Genomic DNA, 20,967 nt, shown 5'->3' on the forward strand with positions numbered 1-20,967 from the left:
CGCCGCCTTCGACAACGCAGCGAGGAGGTACCGCGGTGACCACACCCCGGTCTGCCGGAGTCCTGCTGGCGGTGGCGGCACTGGTCGCCACCGCGACCGGACCGGGAACTCCGGCGGAGGCGCGCGCGGCGGCCTACCCCGGTCCCGGCTACGTCACCGGGGACATCGGGGTGCACGACCCGACCGTGGTCAAACGCCCCAACGGCGGGTACCTCGTCGCGCACACCGGCGACGGCATCGCGCTGAAGACCTCGGCCGACCGCACGGCCTTCCGTGACGCCGGATCGGCCTTCCCCGGTGGCGCGCCGTGGACGACCGCCTACACCGGCGGCAGCCGCAACCTGTGGGCGCCGGACCTGTCCTACCACGACGGCCGGTACTGGCTGTACTACTCGGCCTCCACCTTCGGTTCCAACCGCTCGGCGATCTTCCTGGCCACCAGTCCGAGCGGCGACTCCGGCACCTGGACCGACCACGGACTGGTGATCGAGTCCCGGACCTCGGACGACTTCAACGCCATCGACCCGAACCTGGTGGTCGACGACCAGGGGCGCTGGTGGCTGAGCTTCGGCTCGTTCTGGTCGGGCGTCAAGCTGGTGGCGCTCGACCCGTCCACCGGCAAGCGGTCCGACAGCGCCATCCGCTCCATCGCCGGGCGCGGCGGCGGTGCTGTCGAGGCCCCGGTGATCGTCAAGCGCGGCTCGTACTACTACCTCTACGTCTCGTTCGACCTGTGCTGCCGAGGGGCCGCCAGCACCTACCGCGTCATGGTCGGCCGCTCCACCGCCGTCACCGGCCCTTACCTCGACCGCGACGGCACCGCCCTGACCTCCGGCGGTGGGACGGAAGTCCTCGCAGGCCACGGCGACGTCCACGGCCCCGGACACCAAGCGGTGTTCACCGACACCGACAGCGACGTCCTGGCCTACCACTACTACGCCGACAACGGCGCGGCACTGCTGGGCGTCAACCTGCTCGCGTACGACTCGGCGGGCTGGCCCTACGTCCACTGAGGACAGTCAGGGCGCGGGGACCTCCACGGCGATCTCGGTGCCCAGTCGGGCGCCGGACAGCAGTTCCAGGGCGTCCCCGCTCCAGAACCGGCCGGGGTCGTACCAGTTCACCCGGCGCCCGGCGGGCAGCAGTCCCATCGCCTCGTAGGTGACCGCCACGACCTCGGCGCAGTAGGCCGTCTCCAGCGCCGCCTCGGACCGGCCGCGCCGCGGCAGCGGCAGCCGTCCGCGCAACCACCGCGTGGCCAGCTGGGCGGTGGAGGGGAACGGCGTGCCGTCCAACCGGGCGATGGTGCGCAGCACCGCGTCCTCGGTCTCGCGGGTGGGTTCGTGCTCCAGCTGGCGCAGCCACGCGCGCTGGCCGTACTTGCGCGCCCACACCAGGACCGCTTCGCGCAGGTCGTGCAGCTGCACTCCGCGCTGGTGGGTGCCCGACCACAGGTCCGGCAGCGAGCGGCCCAGCTCGGCGTGCCACATCAGCGGCGGCAGGTCGTCCAGCACCACGGACATGCCGACGTGGTTGACCGGGCTGTTGGTGGTCATCCGGATGGCCCGGTCGGCCGCCGAGCTGCCGCGGAACAGCCACACGTCGCCGGTGCGCGTCAGCTCGACGGCCTCGTCGAGGCTGATCCTCGTCTCGCCCATGCGGGCAGCCTAGTGTCACCACCTCGGGGGAGTGGTCTCGCAAGGGCGTGTCAGAATGGCGATATTCCTGGGGCAGGTGGGGCGTCCGATGCGAATCGCCAACGTCGAGGGCAGGCTGGTGGTGTCGACGGCCGCGGGCTACGTGGACGTCGCCTCGGCCAGCGGTGGCCGTTTCAGCCACGACCCGCAAGCCGCGTTCGAGGTGTGGGACGAGCTGGTCGACTGGTCGCACGCCCTGCCCGAGCACGAGGTGCCGGGAGCTCACCGGGTCACCGAGGACGCGGTCCTCGGACCGCCCGTCCCGCGACCTCGGCAGGTGTTCGCGATCGGCCTCAACTACCGCGACCACGCGGAGGAGGTCGGGCTGGCCGTCCCGGAGACCCCGGCGGTGTTCACCAAGTTCCCCACCTCCCTCACCGGTCCCGCCGCGTCCGTCCGCCTGCCCGCGGGTTCGGTCGACTGGGGGGTCGCGCTGGTGGTCGTGATCGGCAGGCGCTGCGAGCGCGTCGGCGAGGCCGAGGCGTGGCACCACGTCGCCGGGGTGACCGTCGGCCAGGACCTGTCCGAGCGGGGGCTGCAGCTGGCCGGGTCCGCTCCCCAGTTCTCCCTGGGCAAGTCGTACCCCGGATTCGCGCCGACCGGTCCCGCGCTGGTCACCCCGGACGAACTGGCGGACCCCGACGACCTCGAACTCGGCTGCGGCCTGGCGGGCGGGGAGGTCCTCCAGCGCGGGCGGACCGGGGACATGGTCTTCGGCGTCCCGGAACTGATCGCGCGGCTGTCCGCGGTGTGCCCGCTGCTGCCCGGTGACCTGATCTTCACCGGCACGCCCGCCGGTGTCGGCGTGGCCCGCACGCCACCGGTGTTCCTCACCGCGGGCGACACCCTGGTCAGCTGGATCACCGGCGTCGGGCAGCTGCGCAACCCGATGGTCGACGGCTCCGCGGCCCGGCGCGGCTCGGCCGGGCAGCCTTGATCGGGTCCGCCGCGCGGAACATACTGGCCCCGTGCGGTGGTGGAAGTGGCTCGGACTGGCGGGCGTGGTCGGCGTGGCGGCGACCGGCGCGGTGATCGCCCGCGCGGAGCGGCAGCGCCGCGCCTACACGCCCGACGAGATCCGGGAACGCCTGCGCGCCCGCGCCGCCGACATCGGCGCGTCCACCGACCAGTCCCCTCCTCACCCCGCGCGTGCAAGTACCACCCGACCCGCCCCACGAGGCCGCTGACTACTACCCGGCCACCCGACCGCGCGGAAATGGGGTGCGGCGCGGGGGAGTGGAGACCATGCTGCGCGGGTGGCGGTGACGCAGCAGCTCGTGCGCATTCCGGTGAAGCGGTTGGCCAAGTGCCGTGCGTCGGTGGCGCAGCTGCACCGGGTGTGCTCGTTGCGGTCGGTTTCGCGGGCCGACCACCTCGACCTCGACTGGTGGCCCGCAGTGCTGGAACGGGTGTGGGAGCGCACCGACATCGCCCCTGCGGCGCTGCCCGTGCTGCGGCGGGCGTTCCACGGTGACGAGGAGGTCAACCCGGCCTACCGGAACCACCCCGACACGGTGTGGGAGCACCCGGTCACCGCGTTGGAGCCGGAGGTGGTCGCCGAGGTCGCCGACGCGCTGCGCGCGTTGTCCCCAAAGGCCGTTCGCGCGGCCGTGCCGGAAGACTCCGGCGGTGTCCAGGCTGTGCTGCGCGGTGTGGCGAGCGAGGTGGTCGGACTGCGGGACGAGGTCGTCCGTCAGTACATCGCCCTGCGCGACTTCTACGGCGAAGCGGCCGACCGCGAACGGGCGGCAGTGCTGTGGTGGGACTGAGCTGACGGCACCAGCGGACCCGCGTCCGCGTAGAACCGCTTGAGCGCCTATGCCCGCGCGATCCGCTGCGCCGGCGCCGTGGTGCAGCCGTCGGCCCGCCGGACGACCACCGTCGTCCGGCGGGCGGTGGTGACCACCGCGCCGGCTACCGCGCCGGGCTGTGCTGGTAGGTGTCGGCGTAGTACTGGCCGAGCTTGCTGCGGTACTCCTCGCTGTCGAAGGTGTCCGGGTCGTACTCCGGGGAGTCGACCACCTGCTGCCGGGTGCGGTCCACGTGCACCTCGCGCCGCTGGTGGTCGACCCGGTGCACGGTGCCGACCGGCAGCACCACGCGGCGGTCGTCGGTGTCGACCAGCAGGCAGTCGGCGGGCACGCGCGCGTTGATCTCGGACACGGCGCCGATGGGACCGTCCTGGGCGTGCACCCGGTAGCCGATCAGACCGATGTCGGGGCGCTCGTGGCCGGGGTCGTCGGGCAGGTCGTGCTCGGGCTGGGTGATCAGTTGCACCGCGTCGCGCCACAGCCACGGGGCGAACGGGAACGCTTGCATCCTTGCCTCCGGTTCTCGGTGGACGCCGTCACCCCATCGGGTTACCCACGTGATGTGCCATCGATGCCATCAGCTCGCTTGCCGGTGCCGCTTGGCCACCGCGGCGGTCAGCAGTTCACCGGGTCGGGGCAGCCTGCCGAACAGCCGGGTGAACGTGCTGTGCCGCAGCACCGGACCGGGGTGGCTGCCGTGCACCTGGCCCGGCTCGTCCAGCGGCGCGTCCAGGTTGTCCACGCCGTTGTCCGGGCGGTCGTTGCGCAGCACGTTCGCGCCCAGGCGGCGGATGGACATCACCGCGTCGGTCAGCGCGGGGGCCAGCCGCTGGCCGAGGAAGAACGCCACCGCCGCGCCACCGACCGGGATCTCCCGGCTCGGGTGCTCGGCGGCGTGCACGATGCTCTCGGCCACCACCTCGGGCGCGTAGACCGGCGGTGGCGGCTTGGGCAGCGCGCCGAGCTTGCTGCGCGAGTGCTCGAAGAACGGCGTGTCGATGGACGCGGGCAGGATGGTCGACACCGCGATCGGGGCGCCCTCCTGCGCCAGTTCCATGCGCAGGCAGTCGTAGAAGCCGCGCAGCGCGAACTTGCTGGCGGTGTAGGGCGCGTGCAGCGGCACCGAGCGGATGCCCTCGACCGAGGCGACCCCGATGATCACGCCGCCCCCGGCGCGGCGCAGCGCGGGCAGCGCCGCCCGCACGCCGTGCACGTGACCGAGGAAGTTCACCCGCATGACCCGGTCGAACTCCTCGTCGGTGATGTCCTCGACCTTGCCCCACACGCCCACCGCGGCGTTGTTGACCCAGGTGTCGATGCGCCCGAACCGCTCCTCCGCGGCGGCGGCCAGCGCCCGCACCGCGACCGGGTCGGCCACGTCGGTCGGCACGGCCAGCGCGCGCTCCGGCCCGATCTCCCGCACCAGCGTGTCCAGCGCCTGCACGCCCCGCGCCGCGCACACCACGCGAGCGCCCTGTTCGGCGAAGGCCAGCGCGGTGGCCCGGCCGATGCCGGTGGACGCACCCGCTATGACGACGACCTGCTCGGACACCGGTTTCGGCATCGCACACCCCTTGGGTTCGAGTTCCGCGGAACCGGTGGGTACCCGTGGCGCGCGGGTGTAGGCGCGCGGTTCACGGGTAGCCCCGGCCGGTGACCGAGAACGACGCGCCGCCACCGGACGACCCGACCGCCGAACCGGACCCCGAGGAGTTCGCCGAGGAGGCGGGCGTGGACCCGACTCCGCAGCAGGTGGACGAGTACCTGGAACTGGCCGAGGAGCAGCCGCCCTGGTCCAACCCCAGCGACACCTGACCCGGTAGCCCGCGCGCTGTCGCGCGGGCCGTCTCGCCGGGCGTGACCGGAGCCGCACAGCGCGCCCTCGGGGCGCTCGCCGCCTGTCTGCTGCTCGCCGCGGCCGCACCCGTTGTCCCCGCCACCGCGCTCCCGCTGCGGTGGCGGTCCTTCCCGGACGTCCCCGAGGCCGACTGCGCCACCCTCACCGTCCCGGTGGACCGGGCGCGGCCAAGGGGACCGAGGGTGGACCTGGCCGTCGCCCGGCGCGAGGCGACCGACCCCGCGCGCCGCATCGGCGTGCTGGTGGTCGTCGGCTTCGACCCGCGCGGAGTGGGCGACAGCAGCCCGATCTACTGCGACACCGAGGCCGTCGGGCTGCCGCACCCCCCGGCCGACCGGACGCGCGGGAGGAGTTCGACCTGCTCGCCGCCTACAACCGCGGTCTGGCCGAGGACTGCCGCGCGCACCGGACCGGTGTTCGGCCGGGTCGACGCGCAGAGCGCCGTGCGCGACATGGACGACCTCCCGAGGCGCTCGGCGAGGAGAAGATCAGCTACTACGGCATGTCCCACGGCACGCTCTACCGCCAGGAGTACGCCGACCGGCTCGGCGAGCTTCTCTGCACCAAGCAAGAGGACACGCCGGGCTGATCGGTTCGGGTGCTTGAGGAGTTGGCCGTCTCGCCGTCACACCTCGCGGTGTGGCGGTGCCGCCAGACGATCGCACAACGTCCTTGATGCCGATGAGCGGCAGGTGTGGCCGGAGGGCGCTCCGCCTCTGCGTCGGTAGCCACGCAACCGCTGAATACCCGGCGGCGCGGTTCCGGAAGACGCGGCTCCGTGGCGTCAGCATGATCGTCACACCATGCACGTCTCGCGGTCGAGCGCACCTCCGTGGCCCAACCGCCTGTCACCGTGCTCCCCGCCGGATGTCAAGAACCGGTCGACCGCTCCGACCTGTCCGTGACAACCGGCCCGGCCGGTGGGCGGACCACCGGTGAACTTGGAAGGACCGCCATGAACGACATGGCCCCGACGAGGGCGGGGCGGCGGGAATGGATCGCGCTCGCCGTGCTCGCTCTGCCGACGCTGCTGGTCTCCATCGACGTGTACGTCCTGCTCCTCGCGCTTCCCGACCTGACAGCGGACCTGGGCGCGAGCAGCATCGAGCAACTGTGGATCACCGACATGTACGGGTTCCTGCTCGCCGGGTTCGTGATCACGATGGGCACCCTCGGCGACCGGATCGGCCGGAGGAAGTTGCTGCTGATCGGGGCTGCGGTGTTCGGCGTCGCCTCCGTCGCCGCCGCGTACTCGACCAGCCCGGCGATGCTGATCGTGGCCCGTGCCGTGCTGGGTGTGGCCGGTGCGATCCTGGCGCCGTCGACGATCTCGCTGATCCGCACGCTGTTCCGGGACCCCAAGCAGATGGGGCTGGCGATCGGGCTCTGGGGGATGTGCTTCTCGGTCGGCGCGGTGATCGGCCCGGTGGTGGGTGGTGCGATGCTGTCGGGGTTCTGGTGGGGTTCGGTTTTCCTGCTCGGCGTGCCGGCGATGGTGCTGCTGCTCGCGGTGGGTCCGGTCCTGCTGCCCGAGTACCGCGACCCGAACCACGGGCCGCTGGATTTGACCAGCGTGGCGCTGTCCCTGGCCGCCGTGGTGCCTGCCATCTACGGCCTCAAGGAGTCGGCCAAGAACGGCTGGCAGGCGCTGCCGGTCGCCGGCATCGCGATCGGGTTCGCCTTCGCCGTCCTCTTCGTCCGCAGGCAGCAGCGGCTGGAGCACCCACTGCTCGACCTACGGCTGTTCGCTGATCGGTCCTTCAGCACGGCGCTGGGTGCCATGATGTCCGGCACGCTGCTGATGGGCGCGATCATGCTGTTCATCACCCAGGACCTGCAGTTGGTCGAGGGTCTCTCGCCGTTCGAGGCCGGCTTGTGGATGATGCCCGCGGTCGCGGTGAACGCGCTGTCGTTGACCGTGTCGCCGATCCTTGCCCGCCGGTTCCGACCGGCGTATCTGATCGGTGCCGGATTGGTGATCTCGGTGTCCGGTCTGATCGTGCTCACCCAAACCGACACGACCTCCGGTCCCACCACCCTCGCCACCGGATTCGCGCTGATCTTCCTGGGCTCAGGCCCGCTCGTGACGCTGAGCGTCCACCTGATCATGGCCTGCGCGCCGCCGGAGAAGGCCGGCTCCGCCGCCGCGCTGAACGAGACGAGCGGCCAGTTCGGCTTCTCGTTCGGGCTCGCCGCGCTCGGCAGCATCGGTGCCGCCGTCTACGACAGCCGGTTCACCCCACCGAGTGACGTTCCCGCGCACGCCGCCGATGCCGCGCGGGAGAGCCTCGCCGACGCGGTGGTCGCCGCCCGCGACCTGTCCGAGGACCAGGCCGGGGCGCTGCTCGCGCCGGCGCGGGAGGCGTTCGTCAGCGGGCTGCATCTGGTCGGCGCGATCAGCGCCGCGGTCCTCGCGGTCGTCGCCGTGCTGATCGTTCGCCTGCTGCGCGGCATTCCCCCGACCGGCGCGTCACCGGCCGGCGAGTCGCCCACACCGGGCACCCCACGCGGCGCGGACAGCGAGGACGGGAGAGGCGTCCCGGCCAACTGATCGGGATCTGCACGACGGCACACCCATCAGGAGGTCGGGTCCGTCTCTGTGAGCCGGTCGGCCCTGGTGCGGAGGTAGCGCTGCTCGGGCAGGCTGGTGGTGAGACGGGACGCGAGCAGGTAGTCCTCCCGCGCGGCCGCCGTGTCTCCGGCGAGTTCCAGCAGATGAGCCCGTGTGGCCGTGAGCCGGTGGTGACGAGCCATCCGATCGTCGGCCGCCAGCGCCGACAACATGGCCAGGCCGGCGTCCGGACCGTCGGTCATGGCCACCGCGATCGCGTGGTTGAGCGTGGCCATGGGACTCGGCGCGATCCGGCACAGCACCTGGTAGAGGAACCTGATCTGCGGCCAGTCGGTGTCCGCGGCACGGGGCGCCTGCACGTGGAGGGACGCGATCGCCGCCTGCAACTGGTACGGGCCGAGCGGCGATCGCAGCATCGCATCGGTGACCAGCCGAGCGCCTTCCTGGACCATGTCGCTGTCCCAGCGGGTCCTGTCCTGCTCGGCCAGCGGGATCAGACCGCCCTCGGCGTCGGTGCGGGCCGCGCGGCGGGCATCGGTCAGCAACATCAGCGCGAGCAGGCCTGCGACCTCGCCGTCGTCGGGCAGCGAACGGTGGATGGCGCGGGTGAGCCTGACGGCCTCGGTGGCCAGGTCCGGTCGTTGCAGGTCAGGGCCGGAGCTCGCGGTGTAGCCCTCGTTGAAGATCAAGTACAGCACGTGCAGGACGGCGCCCAGCCGCTCCACGTACGCCGGCCCCTCGGGCGTGCTCAACGCCGTGCCGGCGGCCCGGATCCGTTGCTTGGCACGGCTGATCCGCGGACCCATGGTGGCCTCGGGCACCAGGAAGGCGCCGGCGACCTCGGCCGTGGTCAGACCACCGACGGCGCGCAGCGTGAGGGCGACCTGCGAGGCCGGGGTCAGCGCGGGGTGGCAGCACATGAACAGCAGCGTCAGGGTGTCGTCGTGGTCGCGCGGAACCCGCTCGTCGGGGCCGGGGGCGACGAGCGCGTCCGGGAGTTCCCGGCTCGCGCTGGATGTTTCCCGGTCGCGGCGGGCCCGTTCGCTGCGGATCTGGTCGATGACCCTGCGGGACGCGACCGTGACCAACCAGGCGCGTGCGTTGTCCGGCACGCCGTCGACCGGCCACTGGATCGTCGCCGCCAGCATGGCTTCCTGGAGCGCGTCCTCGCAGGAGTCGAAGTCGTGGTACCTGCGCAGGAGTGCGCCGAGGACCTGCGGTGCCAGCCCCCGCAACAGGCGACCGAGGTCCTCGGCGCTCATCTCACATCTCCATCCCGGCGGCCAGCATCACCGGCCGCACCTCGACCGCGTCGTAGTGCGCGGCCAGGACCGTCGCCGCCAATCCCACAGCGCGATCGCGGTCCTCGCAATCGACCAGGTAACAGGCGGCAAGTCGAACAGGCGAGTCGAGGTGGGGCCCGTCGGCCACGGTGGTCCGGCCTTCGCGGGCACGTACCAGCACACCGGTCGACGAGTCCGCGAGCACCCCGCCACCGATCAGTTCACCCGACTCCCGCGCCGCCGCCACGAAGTCCGCGTGATCCACCACGGCATCCCGCTCGGCCTCCGACCGCGCCACCGTGACCGCGGACGCGGCATATGCGTTCAACAGGAACTTCATCCCTGCGGCACCGCTCACACGTCCGCCGCCGCTTCTGCCCCCGCCGCGAAAACCACCGGGCGGACCTCGACGCCGAGTCCCTCCACCTTGGCGTCCGGGATCATCCCGGCCAGTTCGAGAGCGCGGTCCCGGCTCGCGCATTCGACGAGGTAGTAACCACCGAGAAACTCCTTGGCCTCCAGGTACGGTCCGTCGCTCACCGTGGGAACACCTCCGCGGACCCGAACTACGGCGCTGTCGTCGGGGCCGGCCAGCGCGGTCGTGCCGAGCAGCTCACCGGATTCGCGGATCGTCTCGATGAACCCACCGTGGCCCCGCATCACCTCGTTGCGCTCATCCTCGGTGAGGGCCTCCCAGATCTGCGGGTTCACGTGCATGATCAACAGGAACTTCATGTCTTCTCCTCGACAGCCGGCGCGCCCTGGTGACGTCGCTCGTCCAGTGGTCGTCGCCGAGCAGCCGATCTTGACATCGCCTGGGGGCCATGACGCGGGATCAGCCGCCTCTCCGACCGCACGCGGACAAACCGAGTGGACTTGCCCCGCTTCGACCGCCGAGTCTCGTCGACGTCCGCGCACGCCGCGTGAACGTACGCTGCTGCTTCTGAGGACGCTTCGCCGGCTTGCCTGCAGCTCACTCCCAGCGAGATTCAGCCGCTCTTCACCGATCTACCGCTGGAACAAATGCGGCATCGGCGCGGCCCACTTCCGATCGTGCCCGTCGTAGCGGGGGACCAGCGGGATCGGGTCGTGCGCGGTCTGGCGCAGCACGATCGTGGCGATCACATGGAACAGCTCCGCCGGCATGGGGATGACGCGCTCCCGGTCGGTCTTCGAGGGGGCGATCACCAGCAGGGCGATCATCTCGCCGTTGGGCCGCTCGTACTGGCGGATGCCGGTGTGCGCCAACTCCACGAGTTCCTCGGCCCGGACGCCTGTGGGACGCAGGACCTCGACACAGGCCCATTCCCAGCGGGAACTGCGGATCGTCGCGATGGCGCTGATCGGCGCGAGCGCCCATCCGCTGGTAGGAGCGACCGCCGTGGCGAACACCCCGTCCAGCGGCGCGGAGCGCGGCCACCAGCAGCTCCCGCAAGCCCGTGTAGCGCTCCTCGACGTGCGCGACGAGCGTCGACAGCAGCGGCTGGCGCTGGCGAACCCGGTCGGCCATCCGCTCCTTGATCCCGCGTCGCCGCCTGCCGAAGCCCCGTACGCACGCACCGGAAGCAGCAGGCCGGTGCCTCCGCCAACCCGAGGGCTGCCGTCCTTGCGTACGCGCACGGTCTCACGCCACTGGTCGTAGACCTCCGACGCGATGTCGAAGTCCCGCTGGCCGGGCGCGATCTTCTCGATCCCGCTCCGGAACGACCCCGCGATGGCCCTGGCCAGCCCCTCGCGGGTGACGTAGTCGATGTCGCCCTGGCGATGCACGATGTAGTCGATGATCAGCTGCCGGACATCAGGATCGCGGACGCCGTGGAAGTCGACCAGCTCCTCCGGTGAACGCCGCCCCTTGTGGATGTGGGTACGCAGCGTCGGCGGCGTCCCTGGTGGGAAGTGGCCATGCCGCGCAGGATGTCCCAGGCCATCAGCCCGGCGAAGCGGTTGGAGTCCGTCCGGGCACCGACGACGAGGTTCAACCTGCGGTACTGGTGCCGCTGCGCCGCGCGAGCGGTCCGCCTCCTCGAAGAACTTGTCCAGCTGCGTGGATCAGCGGTTGCACAGGCGGTCGTACCAGGCACCCCGCGTCGACCAGGCGGGACCGAGCTTGGTGGTGCCGGGGTTGACGCACCGCTCGCTGTCGAGCCCGGCGACGACATCGATCTTGATCCAGATCTTGCTGCCGTCCGACGTGCAGTGGTTGTACCAGGCCGAGCCCTCGGATTCCGAGTAGCCGCACGGCTTGTCAGCGGCCATCGCGGCGTTCGCGATCGAACCGGTCCCCACGAACATGAACGCGACCGCTGCCGTGGCAGCTGCCAGGCGGACGACACCTGCGCGAGTGTTCCGAATCATCGACTTCTCCCCCCAAGAGGCATTACCTCAACACCACACCACTTCATGCGGGTCGGGCACCACCATCTCCACCCGGTCAGGTGACGGCGCGCGGACACCCGCCTCCGACGAGCAGATCCTGGTTGCGCCACACCGGAAGCACGACCTAAGAGGACATCAGTCCGACGCGCCACGCCCAGGAGGCGATCTCCACGCGGTTGCGCGCGCCGAGCTTGCCCTGCGCCGACGCCAGGTGGGTCTTCACCGTCGACAGCGACAGGAACAGCGCGGCCGCGATCTCCTGGTTGGTCAGCCCCCGCGCGACCTCCCGCACCACGTCCCGCTCGCGCGGCGTCAGCAGCTCCGCCCCCGGTTCGTCCAGCGGCCGGGCGAAGTGGCGCAGCATCCGCACGGTGACCTGCGGCGAGATCAGCGCGTTGCCCGCAGCCGCGGCGCGCACGGCTTCCACCAGCAGCGCCGGGCCCGCGTCCTTGAGCAGGAAGCCGCTGGCCCCGTGCCCCAGCGCCGCGTGCACGTACTCGTCGAGGTCGAAGGTGGTCACCACGACCACCTTCAGCGGGTCGGCCACGCCGGGACCCGCCAGCAGGCGGGTGACCTCCAGGCCGTCCAGCTCGGGCATTCGGACGTCCAGCAGGCACACGTCGGGCCGCAGCTCGCGGGCCCTGGCCACGGCCGCAGCCCCGTCGGCCACGTCCGCGACCACCTCGATGTCGGGCTGGTTGTCCAGGATCATCCGGAAGCCGACCCGGACCATCTCCTGGTCGTCGGCGACCAGCACCCTGATCGTCACCGGCCGCTCCCTTCCAGCGGCAGCTCCGCGAACACCCGCCAGCCCCGGTCGTCGGGGCCCGCGGCGAACCGGCCGCCGAGCAGCTCCACTCGCTCCCGCATCCCGAGCAGACCGTAGCCCGCGTCCCCGGTGGCCGGGGCACCGCGCCCGTCGTCGGCGACCACCAGCCGCAGGACCCCCGCGAACGCGGACAGCCGCACCTCGACCTCGGTCGGCGAGTCGGCGTGCCGCCGGGCGTTGGCCAGCGACTCCTGGACCAGTCGCAGCACCGAGCGGCCCACCTCGGGCGGCACGTCCTGCTCCAGCTCCACGCACGTGCGCACCGGCAACCCGTCCTGCCCGGCCCGCTTGGCCGCGGCCAGCACGTCCGCGCGCAGGTCGACGGTCGCTTCCGCGGTCGCGTCGTCGCCTTGACGCAGCGTGCCCACCAGCCGTCGCATCGCTGACAGGGCATCCGTGCCGGTGCTGACGATGCCCGGCAGCAGCCGGTGGGCCGCGGTCGGGTCGTTCCCGGCCACCTCCAGGGCGGCTTGGGCCTGCACCACCATCCCGGACACGTGGTGGGCGACCACGTCGTGCAGCTCGCGGGCCAGCGAGATCCGCTCCTCCCGGCGCACCCTCGACTCCGCGCCGATGAGGGCCCGGTTCCGCTCCGCGTCCCGACCCCGCAGGTACAGCCCCACCACGACGGTGAGCGCGAACAGCAGGACGGTCGCCAGCGCGTCGGACGAGTCGCCGATGACGCGGACGAGCACGGGGTCGCGCACCACCGCGCCGACCGCCGCCGCCACGCAGAGCGCGGTCACCGACAGCGCCGCCTGCCTGGCAGGCGCCTGCCGCACCGCCAGCGTCACCAGCACCGCGCACGCCGCGGTCTCGGCCGGGGTCAGCGGGCTGACCACGGCAGGCAGCACGGCGTTGAGCCAGCGGTCCGCGGTGGACGCGACCAGCAGCCACCCGGCGGCCAGCAGCGACGCGCGCACCGGGGTCCGGACGGCCAGCACCGCCAGCCCGATCACCGGCCACGTCAGCAGCCACGCGGCCAGCTCCCGGTGGGCGCCGAACCGGAACCCCGGCAGCATCTCCAAGACCAGCAGCACCGCGAGGCAAAACCCGACGAGTACCGGGACACGTCGCTCGTTGAGGGGAAGTCCGTCCACGTGGGGCACCGTACGGAGGCGCGCGGCGGGCCACCTCGGCCGGCGGGTCGCACTCGCCTCGGTCATCCGGCCGATGCGGACGTGGTCATGCGCGCAAACCTCAGTGCGGCAGGACGAACCCGCCACGTCTGCAAGTACCACCGGGTCCTCCTGAACGGGCCGCTATCCGCCACCTGACCGGCGCGGGTAGCGGTTACGCGCGCGAGGACACCGGTCGGGTGGTACTTGCGGGCGTGCCGCAAGAGGTGCGGACGGCGAGGGTGGGCCACAGGGCCACCCGGTGCACCGGCCGGTCCAGCGGGTCGGTGATCCGCGCCAGCGCGAGTTGCGCGGCCAGCGCGCCGAGGCGGTGCTTCTGCGGCCTCACCGCCGTCAGCGGGGGATCGGAGGCGGCGGCCACCTCGTCGTCGTAGGAGACCACCGCGAGGTCGCCGGGCACCTCCACACCGCGCTGCCGCGCCAGGTCCAGCACCCCGATCGCCTCCCGGTCGGCGTGCACCAGCAGCGCCCGCACGCCGCTGCCCGCGCACTGGTCCAGCACCTCCTCGCACGCCGCGGCCCACCCCGGCGACCCGTACGGCGGGACCTCCACCACGGGGACGCCCTGCGCGGACATCCCCAGCGACGCCAGCGCGGCGGCCCACCCCGCGCGGATCGCGGCGCTGTGCGGGCTGTGGCGGGAGGCCACCAGGCCCACCCGCCGGTGGCCCAGCGTCGCCAGGTGCCGCACGGCCAGCCCGGCGCCCAGCGAGTGGTCGGTCACCGCCGCGTCCAGCGCCACGGTGGGCAGTTCCGGCGGCGGCACCCGCTCGACGAGCACCACCGGCACGTCCAGTCCGTCCAACCAGCGCAGCAGTTCCGCCCCGGCCCGGCCGCTGGTGCTGGGCGCGACGAGCAGCGCCCGCACGCCCCGGTCCAGCAGTTCGGCCACCTGTCTGCGGTCCTCGGCCGGGTCGTAGCACGACGTGCGCAGCACCAGCCGCCCGCCCGCCGCCGCGACCGCGGTCTGCGCGCCCTGGATGATCGCGGGCCAGTAGTACTCCACCGACGGGGCCACCATGCCCATCAGGGCGTGCGGGGCGGTGGGACCGACCAGCGCGTGCGGTTCGTGGGAGGGGTGTTGCCCGTGGCGGGGCAGCGTGATCCCGCCGTGCACCCGCACCACCAGGCCCCGGTCGGCCAGCGCGGTCACGTCCCGCCGAACGGTCACCGGGGTGACGCCCAGCCGCGCCACCAGCTCCGCCAGCCGCACCGCGCCCTGTTCGCGGACCGCGGTGAGGATCAGCTCGTAGCGCTGCGCCGCCAGCCTCATCGCACCTGCCTCACCCGGACGGCGCACGCGCAACCCATCACCGGCATATCAGTTCCGATCGACTTTGATCGTTCCTGTTCGTTTCGTTGACCTTGACTATGCCACGCGCTGGAGTGATGTCCACCACTCCAGCGGGAGGACGGCGATGGCGCTGCGTTCTCGGCGTGCGGTCCTGCGCGCCTCACTGGCACTGGGGTCGCTCACTCTCGCGGGCTGCTCCTCCTCGGCGGCCCCGCCGGGCGCGACCCGCGTCCGCGTCTGGTCGTGGCTGACCGGCATGGACCGCTACGTGGCCGCGTTCAACGCCTCGCGACGCGACGTCTTCGTGGAGCTGAGCGTGATCGCCGCCGGTCTGTCGGGCGGCTACGCCCAGCAGAGCAACGCCATCCGCGGCCACAACGCGCCGGACGTCCTGCACGTGGAGTACCAGGGCCTGCCGCAGATCCTGCTCACCGGCGGCCTGCGCGAGCTGACCGACGACGTGGCCGACCTGGCCGACGGCTACTCCCCGGCGGCCTGGCGCGGCGTGCGCCCGGACGGGCGCACCTGGGCGGTGCCGATGGACCTGGCGCCCATGGTCTTCTACCACCGCGAGGACCTGTTCGACGCGCACGGCATCGCGGTGCCGCGCACCTGGGCGGAGTTCGGCTCGGCCGCGCGGGCGGTCCGCGAGGTGGACCCGGCCGCCCGCATCACCACCTTCCCGCTCAACGACGGGTCGTTCTTCGCCGGGATGTGCTGGCAGGCGGGCGATCCGTGGTGGAGCGTCGACGGCGACGCCTGGCGGGTGGACATCGCGGGCGCGGGCACCCTGCGCACGGCGGCCCACTGGCAGGACATGATCGCAGGCGACCTGGTGGCCGGGCTGGTCCACGGCTCGCAGGACTGGATCGCCGCGATGCACGAGGGCAGGCTGTGGGGCCTGCTGGGCGCGTCGTGGAGCGTCGGCACGCTCAACCGGTCCATCCCGCAGGACGCCGGGCGCTGGGCCGTCACCACCATGCCCACCTGGGACGGCGCACCCGCCAACGGCATCCAGGGCGGCACCGCGTTCGGCGTCTCCGCGGAGAGCCGGGTGCCGGAGGCCGCCGTGGAGTTCCTGCGCTGGCTGAGCACCGACCCCGAGGTGCCGCGCATCGGCTCCGCGTTCACCACGCCGTTCCCGGCCCACCTGCCGAGCAGGCAGGTCGCCCGCGACGCCTACCGGGGCGGCTACTTCCTCGGCGACCCGGTCTACGACGTGCTCGACGAGGCCGCGCGCCGGGTGCCGGACTGGACGTGGGGGCCGAACGCGCTGCGCGTGTTCTCCACCGCCGCCGACCGCTTCGGCCCGGTGCGCACCGGCCGCGCCACCCTGCCCGACGCGGTGCGGCGCCTGCAGGACGACGCCGTGGCCGACCTCAGGGCCAGGGGCCTGTCGGTGCGCGAGGGGAGGCGGGCATGAGCGTGCCGGTCCCGCGCGGACCCGCCGTCGCGACGCCGCCCGCCGCGCGGGTGCCGCGACGCCGCGAGCGCGGGGTGGCCGGACTGCTGCTGGCCGGGCCCTTCGCGCTGCTGCTGGCGGGCACCGTGCTGGCCCCGGTGCTGTACGCGCTGTACCTGAGCCTGTTCACCGAACGCCTGGCAGGACTGGGCTTCGACGGCCCGCGACAGGTCTTCACCGCCATGGGCAACTACGCCGCCGTGCTCGGCGACCGGGCGTTCCACGACAGCCTGGGCAACGTCGCGCTGTTCGCCCTGGTGCACATCCCGGTCATGCTGGGCGCGGCGCTGCTGCTGGCCCTGCTGCTGGACTCCGCGGTGGTGCGGCTGCGGCAGCTGTGGTCGCTGGCGGTGTTCCTGCCGCACGTGGTGCCGGTGGTGATCGGCGGGCTGGTGTGGGCCTACCTCTACAGCCCCGGCATCGGCCCGCTGGCGGCGGTGCTGCCCTTCGACCCGCTCAGCGACGTCGGCGTCCTGCCGTCGGTGGTCAACATGGCCACCTGGCAGTGGACCGGCTACAACATGGTCATCTTCTACACCGCGTTGCAGGCGGTGCCGCGCGAGGTGGTGGAGGCCGCGCGCGCCGACGGAGCCGGGCCGGTCCGCGTCGCCCTGTCGGTCAAGGTGCCGATGGTGCGGCCCACCGCCTTCGTGGCACTGGTGTTCACCGTGATCGGCTCGCTGCAGCTGTTCACCGAACCGCTGGTGCTGCGCGGTTTCACCGGCTCGGTGACCAGCACCTGGACCCCGAGCCTCTACGTGTACGAGGCGGCGTTCATCGCGGGCGACCACGGCCGTGCCGCCGCCGCGTCGGTGCTGCTGGCGGTGGTCTGCGCCGCGCTCTCGGCGCTGGTGATGCGCCTGTCCGCGAGGAGGTCGGGGTGATCCGGTCGCGCTGGACGTCGGTCCCGGCGGTGCACCTGGTGCTGCTGCTGGCCGCGCTCTACAGCCTGCTGCCGCTGGTGTGGCTGGCCACCTCGGCCACCAAGTCGCTCGGCGAGTTCTCCACCACCAGCCCGTTCGAGCTCGGCCAGTGGCACCTGGGTGCCAACCTGGCGGCGCTGTTCGCCCAGGAGGGCGGGATCTTCCTGGTCTGGGTGGGCAACTCCGCGTTCTACGCGGGCGGCGGCGCGGTGCTCGGCGCGCTGATCTGCGCCGCCTGCGGCTACGCCATCGCCAAGACCAGGTTCCCCGGCAGGCGGCTGCTGTTCGCGCTCACCCTCGCGGGCGTGCTGGTGCCCACCACGGCGCTGGCGCTGCCGCTGTACCTGCTGGCCTCCCAGCTGCGCGTGGTGGACACCGCGCTGGCGGTGTTCCTGCCGCTGCTGACCAACCCGTTCGGCGTCTACCTGGCCAGGGTCTACGCCGAGGCCGCGGTGCCCGACGAGGTGCTGGAGGCCGCGCGCGTCGACGGAGCGGGCGAGCTGCGGACCTTCTTCGCCGTGGCGCTGCCGATGATGCGGCCCGGCGTGGTGACCGTGCTGCTGTTCCAGTTCGTCGGGATCTGGAACAACTTCTTCCTGCCGCTGGTCCTGCTGACCGACCCGGAGCTGTTCCCGCTCAGCCTGGGGCTGTTCCAGTGGAGCACCCGCCAGTCGCAGTTCCCGCAGTACACGCCGCTGGTGGTGACCGGATCGCTGCTGGCGGTGCTGCCGCTGGTGGTGGCGTTCCTGGTGCTGCGGCGGCAGTGGCGAGCCGGGCTGGCGGCGGGGAGCGCGCGGTGAGGCGCCCGGAGGCGCTGCTGGTGATGAGCCGGGAGACGATGCGCGTGCAGTTCGGCGCGGCCGAGCTGGCGCGGCTGCGGGAACTGGCCGGGGTGGGCGACCCGCTGGTGACCGACGAGCTGCGGTCGCCGGAGGTGCGCTCCCGCCTGGCCGAGGTGGAGGTGCTGCTGACCTCGTGGGGCTGTCCGCCGCTGGACGAGGCGGTGCTGCGCGCCGCACCCCGGCTGCGGGCGGTCCTGCACGCGGCGGGCAGCGTGCGCGGCCACGTCGGCGACGCGGTGTTCGACCGAGGGCTGCGGGTCACCACCGCGGCGGGTGTCAACGCCGAACCCGTCGCCCAGTACACGGTCGCGGCGGTGCTGTGGGCGTTGAAGAAGGTGCCCTTCCTGGCCGCCGACGCGCGCGCCCACCGCGAGGACTGGAGCTATCGGGAGCGCCGGGGCGAGCTGTCGGCCAGGGACCGGACGGTGGTGCTGGTCGGCTTCTCCCGCGTTGGCCGCCGGGTGGTGGACCTGTTGCGCCGCTTGGACTTCCCGCGCCTGCTGGTGGTGGACCCGGTGGCCGACCCGGCGGCGGTGCGCGCGGCGGGCGCGGTGCCGGTGGCGCTGGCGGAGGCGCTGCCGCAGGCGGACGTGCTGAGCCTGCACGCGCCCGCGCTGCCGCGGACCCGGCACCTGATCGGGGCCGCCGAGCTGGCCGCGCTGCCGCCGGGGGCGACGCTGGTCAACACCGCGCGGGGGGTGCTGGTGGACACCGCGGCGCTGGAGCGGGCCTGCGCGGTGGACGGGCTGCACGCCGTCCTCGACGTCACCGACCCGGAGCCGCTGCCCGCCTCCTCCCCGCTATACGACCTGCCGAACGTGCTGATCAGCCCGCACGTCGCGGGGTCGCTGGGGTCGGAGACGCGGCGGATGAGCGCGGCGGCGCTGGACGAGCTGGAGCGCTACGGGGCCGGGCTGCCCCCGCTGGCCCCGGTGACCAGGCGGGCGCTGGCGGTGGAGGCGTGATCCCGCCGGAGGACCGGGCGCGGTCGCCGTTCACCGGGTGGACCCGCGCGCACTGGGCGGCGCTCGCCGACCGGGTGCTGGCCGCGCTGGACCCGCACTGGTCGCCCGGCCGCGCCCGGATCGACCTGCCGGGCCCGGCCAGCCGCAGCGGTCGGGAGTCCGACGGGCTGGATGGCTTCGCGCGCACCTTCCTGCTCGCCGGGTTCCGGGTCGCGGGGCGGGGCGGTGATCCGGGCGGCCTGCTGGAGCGCTACGCGCGCGGCCTCGCCACCGGCACCGACCCCGCCTCGCCCGAGGCGTGGCCCCGCCCCGACCGGCTGGGGCAGGCCAAGGTCGAGGCGGCCTCGATCGCGCTGGTGCTGCAGCTGACCCGGCCCTGGTTGTGGGACCGGCTCGACGACGCCGTGCGGGAGCGCGTGGTGGCCTGGCTGGCCACCGTCGTCGGGCAGCCCTACCCGCCCATCAACTGGGTGTGGTTCCGCGTGGTCGTGGAGTCGTTCCTGCGCGAGGTGGGCGGCCCGTGGTCGGCCGACGACATCGCCGAGGACCTGGCCGTGCACGCCTCGCTGCGCCGCCCCGGCGGGTGGCTCAGCGACGGCCATGAGCGGGCCTACGACCACTACACCGGCTGGGCCCTGCACCTGTACCCGCTGCTGTGGACGCACCTGTTCGACGTGACCGGCACGCTGTGCCCGGTGCAGGTCCGCGACCAGTGGACCGCCGACCTGGCCGCCTACCTCGACGACGCGGTGCGCCTGGTCGGCGCGGACGGCTCGCCGCTGTTCCAGGGCCGCAGCCTGACCTACCGGTTCGCCGCGGCGGCGCCGTTCTGGGTCGGGGCGCTGACCGGCGTGGGCGCTCCGGGCCTGCTGCGGCGCGCGGCCAGCGGGGTGCTGCGGCACTTCGCCGACCGCGCCGCGCCGGACCAGGACGGCCTGCTCACGCTGGGCTGGCACGGCTCGTGGCCCGCGCTGCGGCAGTCCTACTCCGGGCCGGGGTCGCCGTACTGGGCGGCCAAGGGGATGCTCGGCCTGGCGCTGCCCGCCGACCACCCCGCGTGGACCGACGTGGAGCTGCCGCTGCCGGTGGAGACCGGCGACGTCGCCCGCGTGGTGGCCGCGCCGGGATGGCTGCTCTCGGCCCGCCGCGACGACGGCATCGCGCTGGTGCTCAACCACGGCACCGACCACGCGCTGCCCGGCGACACCCGCTCCGACGCGCCGCTGTACGCGCGGCTGGGCTACTCGACCGCCACCGCGCCGCTGCCCGAGCCGGTGGACAACGCCGTGGTGCTGCTGGACGCCGCGGGCCGCCCGAGCCACCGGGCCGGGTTCACCACCCTGTTCGTCCGCGAACTGCCCGGCGGCGTGCTCGCCGGAGCCTCGACCGGACCGACGCGCTGGGTGGACACCAGCGCCGACGACTCGCCGGACCACGGCTCGGGCCGCACCGGACCGGTGACGCCGGGACCGCGGATGACCGTGGCCTCGCTCGTCCGCGACGGGCTGGAGGTCCGACTGGTCATGGTCCACGAGGCGGACGGGCGCCGCCTGCGCCTGGGCGGCTGGCCGATCTCCGCCGACACCGAACCGGCCACCGCCGCGGAACGGCACGCGGAGGTCCGCGGCGTCGACCTGCGCTCGCGCGTGACCCCGCTGCGCGGCTTCACCGGAGCCGGTGTCGACCTCCGGCGCGACGCCACCGCGTTGGGCGCGGTCACCGCGACCCCGTGGCTGTCCGCCGTGAACACCGGCGGTGTCCTCGCCGCCGCAGTGCTGCTCGACCGACGCACCACCGAGCCCGTCCTCCCCGCCCTGGCCGTCGAGCGGGCCCGCGACGGCCACCGCGTCACCGTCGCCTGGCACGGCGGGCCCGCCACCCGGATCACCCTGCCGGACCGCCCCGGCGACTCGTGA

22 protein-coding genes are annotated in these 20,967 nt (G+C 73.2%); 11 read left to right on the forward strand and 11 right to left on the reverse strand.

From position 1 onward, the window contains the following. Positions 1-35: 35 nt before the first annotated feature. Positions 36-1,013 (forward strand): arabinan endo-1,5-alpha-L-arabinosidase, encoded by a 978-nt coding sequence (locus IEZ00_RS13020; protein ID WP_229795562.1) that lies wholly within the window; start codon positions 36-38, stop codon positions 1,011-1,013. Between the two features lie 6 nt (positions 1,014-1,019). Here IEZ00_RS13020 and IEZ00_RS13025 read toward each other — a convergent pair whose 3' ends face one another. Further along, a complete protein-coding gene (locus IEZ00_RS13025) occupies positions 1,020-1,658 on the reverse strand; it encodes a hypothetical protein (protein ID WP_189223486.1) in 639 nt (212 codons plus the stop codon). 88 nt (positions 1,659-1,746) lie between these two features. Between IEZ00_RS13025 and IEZ00_RS13030 the strand changes: the two genes are divergently transcribed. The 3 genes from IEZ00_RS13030 (at position 1,747) to IEZ00_RS13040 (ending at position 3,466) form a co-directional block, all read left to right on the forward strand. Next, positions 1,747-2,634 (forward strand): fumarylacetoacetate hydrolase family protein, encoded by an 888-nt coding sequence (locus IEZ00_RS13030; protein WP_189223487.1) that lies wholly within the window; start codon positions 1,747-1,749, stop codon positions 2,632-2,634. A gap of 31 nt (positions 2,635-2,665) precedes the next feature. Next, positions 2,666-2,884: a hypothetical protein gene (locus IEZ00_RS13035; RefSeq protein ID WP_189223488.1), complete on the forward strand. Its 219-nt coding sequence runs from the start codon at positions 2,666-2,668 to the stop codon at positions 2,882-2,884. Positions 2,885-2,953: 69 nt separating this feature from the next. Next, positions 2,954-3,466, forward strand: a complete 513-nt coding sequence (locus IEZ00_RS13040; protein ID WP_189223489.1) for a DUF1877 family protein — start codon at positions 2,954-2,956, stop codon at positions 3,464-3,466. A 145-nt stretch (positions 3,467-3,611) separates the two neighbouring features. On the opposite strand, the gene IEZ00_RS13045 is transcribed toward IEZ00_RS13040, so the two are convergent. Together IEZ00_RS13045 and IEZ00_RS13050 are read right to left on the reverse strand one after the other, a co-directional pair. Continuing rightward, on the reverse strand, positions 3,612-4,016 hold the full coding sequence (locus IEZ00_RS13045) for a PRC-barrel domain containing protein (protein ID WP_189223490.1): 405 nt from the start codon (positions 4,014-4,016) through the stop codon (positions 3,612-3,614). A 69-nt stretch (positions 4,017-4,085) separates the two neighbouring features. Beyond that, a complete protein-coding gene (locus tag IEZ00_RS13050; protein ID WP_189223491.1) occupies positions 4,086-5,072 on the reverse strand; it encodes an SDR family oxidoreductase in 987 nt (328 codons plus the stop codon). 89 nt (positions 5,073-5,161) lie between these two features. Between IEZ00_RS13050 and IEZ00_RS13055 the strand changes: the two genes are divergently transcribed. Both IEZ00_RS13055 and IEZ00_RS13060 read left to right on the forward strand, forming a co-directional pair. Further along, entirely contained in the window at positions 5,162-5,323 is a 162-nt protein-coding gene (locus tag IEZ00_RS13055; protein ID WP_189223492.1) for a hypothetical protein, read from the forward strand. A 998-nt stretch (positions 5,324-6,321) separates the two neighbouring features. After that, the gene (locus tag IEZ00_RS13060; protein ID WP_189223493.1) at positions 6,322-7,917 is read left to right on the forward strand and encodes an MFS transporter; all 1,596 of its coding nucleotides are present in this window, start codon (positions 6,322-6,324) and stop codon (positions 7,915-7,917) included. A gap of 26 nt (positions 7,918-7,943) precedes the next feature. On the opposite strand, the gene IEZ00_RS13065 is transcribed toward IEZ00_RS13060, so the two are convergent. From IEZ00_RS13065 to IEZ00_RS13100, 8 genes are all read right to left on the reverse strand, one after another. Next, positions 7,944-9,200, reverse strand: coding sequence for an RNA polymerase sigma factor (locus IEZ00_RS13065; RefSeq protein ID WP_189223494.1), 1,257 nt, complete (start codon positions 9,198-9,200; stop codon positions 7,944-7,946). A gap of 1 nt (position 9,201) precedes the next feature. Continuing rightward, positions 9,202-9,561 (reverse strand): YciI family protein, encoded by a 360-nt coding sequence (locus IEZ00_RS13070; RefSeq protein ID WP_189223495.1) that lies wholly within the window; start codon positions 9,559-9,561, stop codon positions 9,202-9,204. A 14-nt stretch (positions 9,562-9,575) separates the two neighbouring features. Next, complete coding sequence (locus IEZ00_RS13075; RefSeq protein ID WP_189223496.1) at positions 9,576-9,956, reverse strand: YciI family protein; 381 nt, start codon at positions 9,954-9,956, stop codon at positions 9,576-9,578. A gap of 273 nt (positions 9,957-10,229) precedes the next feature. Next, positions 10,230-10,991 (reverse strand): site-specific integrase, encoded by a 762-nt coding sequence (locus IEZ00_RS13080; protein WP_189223497.1) that lies wholly within the window; start codon positions 10,989-10,991, stop codon positions 10,230-10,232. A 279-nt stretch (positions 10,992-11,270) separates the two neighbouring features. Continuing rightward, positions 11,271-11,513 (reverse strand): DUF6355 family natural product biosynthesis protein, encoded by a 243-nt coding sequence (locus tag IEZ00_RS13085; protein WP_189223498.1) that lies wholly within the window; start codon positions 11,511-11,513, stop codon positions 11,271-11,273. A gap of 208 nt (positions 11,514-11,721) precedes the next feature. Continuing rightward, positions 11,722-12,366: a response regulator gene (locus tag IEZ00_RS13090; RefSeq protein WP_268248704.1), complete on the reverse strand. Its 645-nt coding sequence runs from the start codon at positions 12,364-12,366 to the stop codon at positions 11,722-11,724. Beyond that, entirely contained in the window at positions 12,363-13,466 is a 1,104-nt protein-coding gene (locus IEZ00_RS13095) for a sensor histidine kinase (RefSeq protein ID WP_189223499.1), read from the reverse strand. Before IEZ00_RS13095 ends, IEZ00_RS13090 begins: the two co-directional genes overlap by 4 nt. A 253-nt stretch (positions 13,467-13,719) precedes the next feature. Next, on the reverse strand, positions 13,720-14,838 hold the full coding sequence (locus IEZ00_RS13100) for a substrate-binding domain-containing protein (protein WP_189223500.1): 1,119 nt from the start codon (positions 14,836-14,838) through the stop codon (positions 13,720-13,722). A gap of 145 nt (positions 14,839-14,983) precedes the next feature. Between IEZ00_RS13100 and IEZ00_RS13105 the strand changes: the two genes are divergently transcribed. From IEZ00_RS13105 to IEZ00_RS13125, 5 genes are read left to right on the forward strand one after another with little or no spacing between them, the layout of a single operon-like run. Next, positions 14,984-16,282: an ABC transporter substrate-binding protein gene (locus tag IEZ00_RS13105; protein ID WP_189223501.1), complete on the forward strand. Its 1,299-nt coding sequence runs from the start codon at positions 14,984-14,986 to the stop codon at positions 16,280-16,282. Next, positions 16,279-17,205, forward strand: coding sequence for a carbohydrate ABC transporter permease (locus tag IEZ00_RS13110; protein ID WP_189223502.1), 927 nt, complete (start codon positions 16,279-16,281; stop codon positions 17,203-17,205). Before IEZ00_RS13105 ends, IEZ00_RS13110 begins: the two co-directional genes overlap by 4 nt. A 29-nt stretch (positions 17,206-17,234) precedes the next feature. Continuing rightward, complete coding sequence (locus IEZ00_RS13115) at positions 17,235-18,044, forward strand: carbohydrate ABC transporter permease (protein ID WP_189223889.1); 810 nt, start codon at positions 17,235-17,237, stop codon at positions 18,042-18,044. Beyond that, a complete protein-coding gene (locus tag IEZ00_RS13120) occupies positions 18,041-19,051 on the forward strand; it encodes a hydroxyacid dehydrogenase (protein ID WP_229795564.1) in 1,011 nt (336 codons plus the stop codon). The genes IEZ00_RS13115 and IEZ00_RS13120 overlap by 4 nt, the downstream gene beginning before the upstream one ends. Beyond that, complete coding sequence (locus tag IEZ00_RS13125) at positions 19,048-20,967, forward strand: DUF2264 domain-containing protein (RefSeq protein WP_189223503.1); 1,920 nt, start codon at positions 19,048-19,050, stop codon at positions 20,965-20,967. The genes IEZ00_RS13120 and IEZ00_RS13125 overlap by 4 nt, the downstream gene beginning before the upstream one ends.

The organism is Saccharothrix coeruleofusca (assembly GCF_014648515.1).
GTDB lineage: Bacteria > Actinomycetota > Actinomycetes > Mycobacteriales > Pseudonocardiaceae > Actinosynnema > Actinosynnema coeruleofuscum.

Coding starts and splice junctions, on each gene's coding strand:
- IEZ00_RS13025 (WP_189223486.1), bottom strand. CDS start 1,658: ATGGGCGAGACGAGGATCAGCCTCGACGAGGCCGTCGAGCTGACGCGC.
- IEZ00_RS13030 (WP_189223487.1), top strand. CDS start 1,747: ATGCGAATCGCCAACGTCGAGGGCAGGCTGGTGGTGTCGACGGCCGCG.
- IEZ00_RS13045 (WP_189223490.1), bottom strand. CDS start 4,016: ATGCAAGCGTTCCCGTTCGCCCCGTGGCTGTGGCGCGACGCGGTGCAA.
- IEZ00_RS13050 (WP_189223491.1), bottom strand. CDS start 5,072: ATGCCGAAACCGGTGTCCGAGCAGGTCGTCGTCATAGCGGGTGCGTCC.
- IEZ00_RS13060 (WP_189223493.1), top strand. CDS start 6,322: ATGAACGACATGGCCCCGACGAGGGCGGGGCGGCGGGAATGGATCGCG.
- IEZ00_RS13065 (WP_189223494.1), bottom strand. CDS start 9,200: ATGAGCGCCGAGGACCTCGGTCGCCTGTTGCGGGGGCTGGCACCGCAG.
- IEZ00_RS13070 (WP_189223495.1), bottom strand. CDS start 9,561: ATGAAGTTCCTGTTGAACGCATATGCCGCGTCCGCGGTCACGGTGGCG.
- IEZ00_RS13075 (WP_189223496.1), bottom strand. CDS start 9,956: ATGAAGTTCCTGTTGATCATGCACGTGAACCCGCAGATCTGGGAGGCC.
- IEZ00_RS13085 (WP_189223498.1), bottom strand. CDS start 11,513: ATGTTCGTGGGGACCGGTTCGATCGCGAACGCCGCGATGGCCGCTGAC.
- IEZ00_RS13100 (WP_189223500.1), bottom strand. CDS start 14,838: ATGAGGCTGGCGGCGCAGCGCTACGAGCTGATCCTCACCGCGGTCCGC.
- IEZ00_RS13105 (WP_189223501.1), top strand. CDS start 14,984: ATGGCGCTGCGTTCTCGGCGTGCGGTCCTGCGCGCCTCACTGGCACTG.
- IEZ00_RS13110 (WP_189223502.1), top strand. CDS start 16,279: ATGAGCGTGCCGGTCCCGCGCGGACCCGCCGTCGCGACGCCGCCCGCC.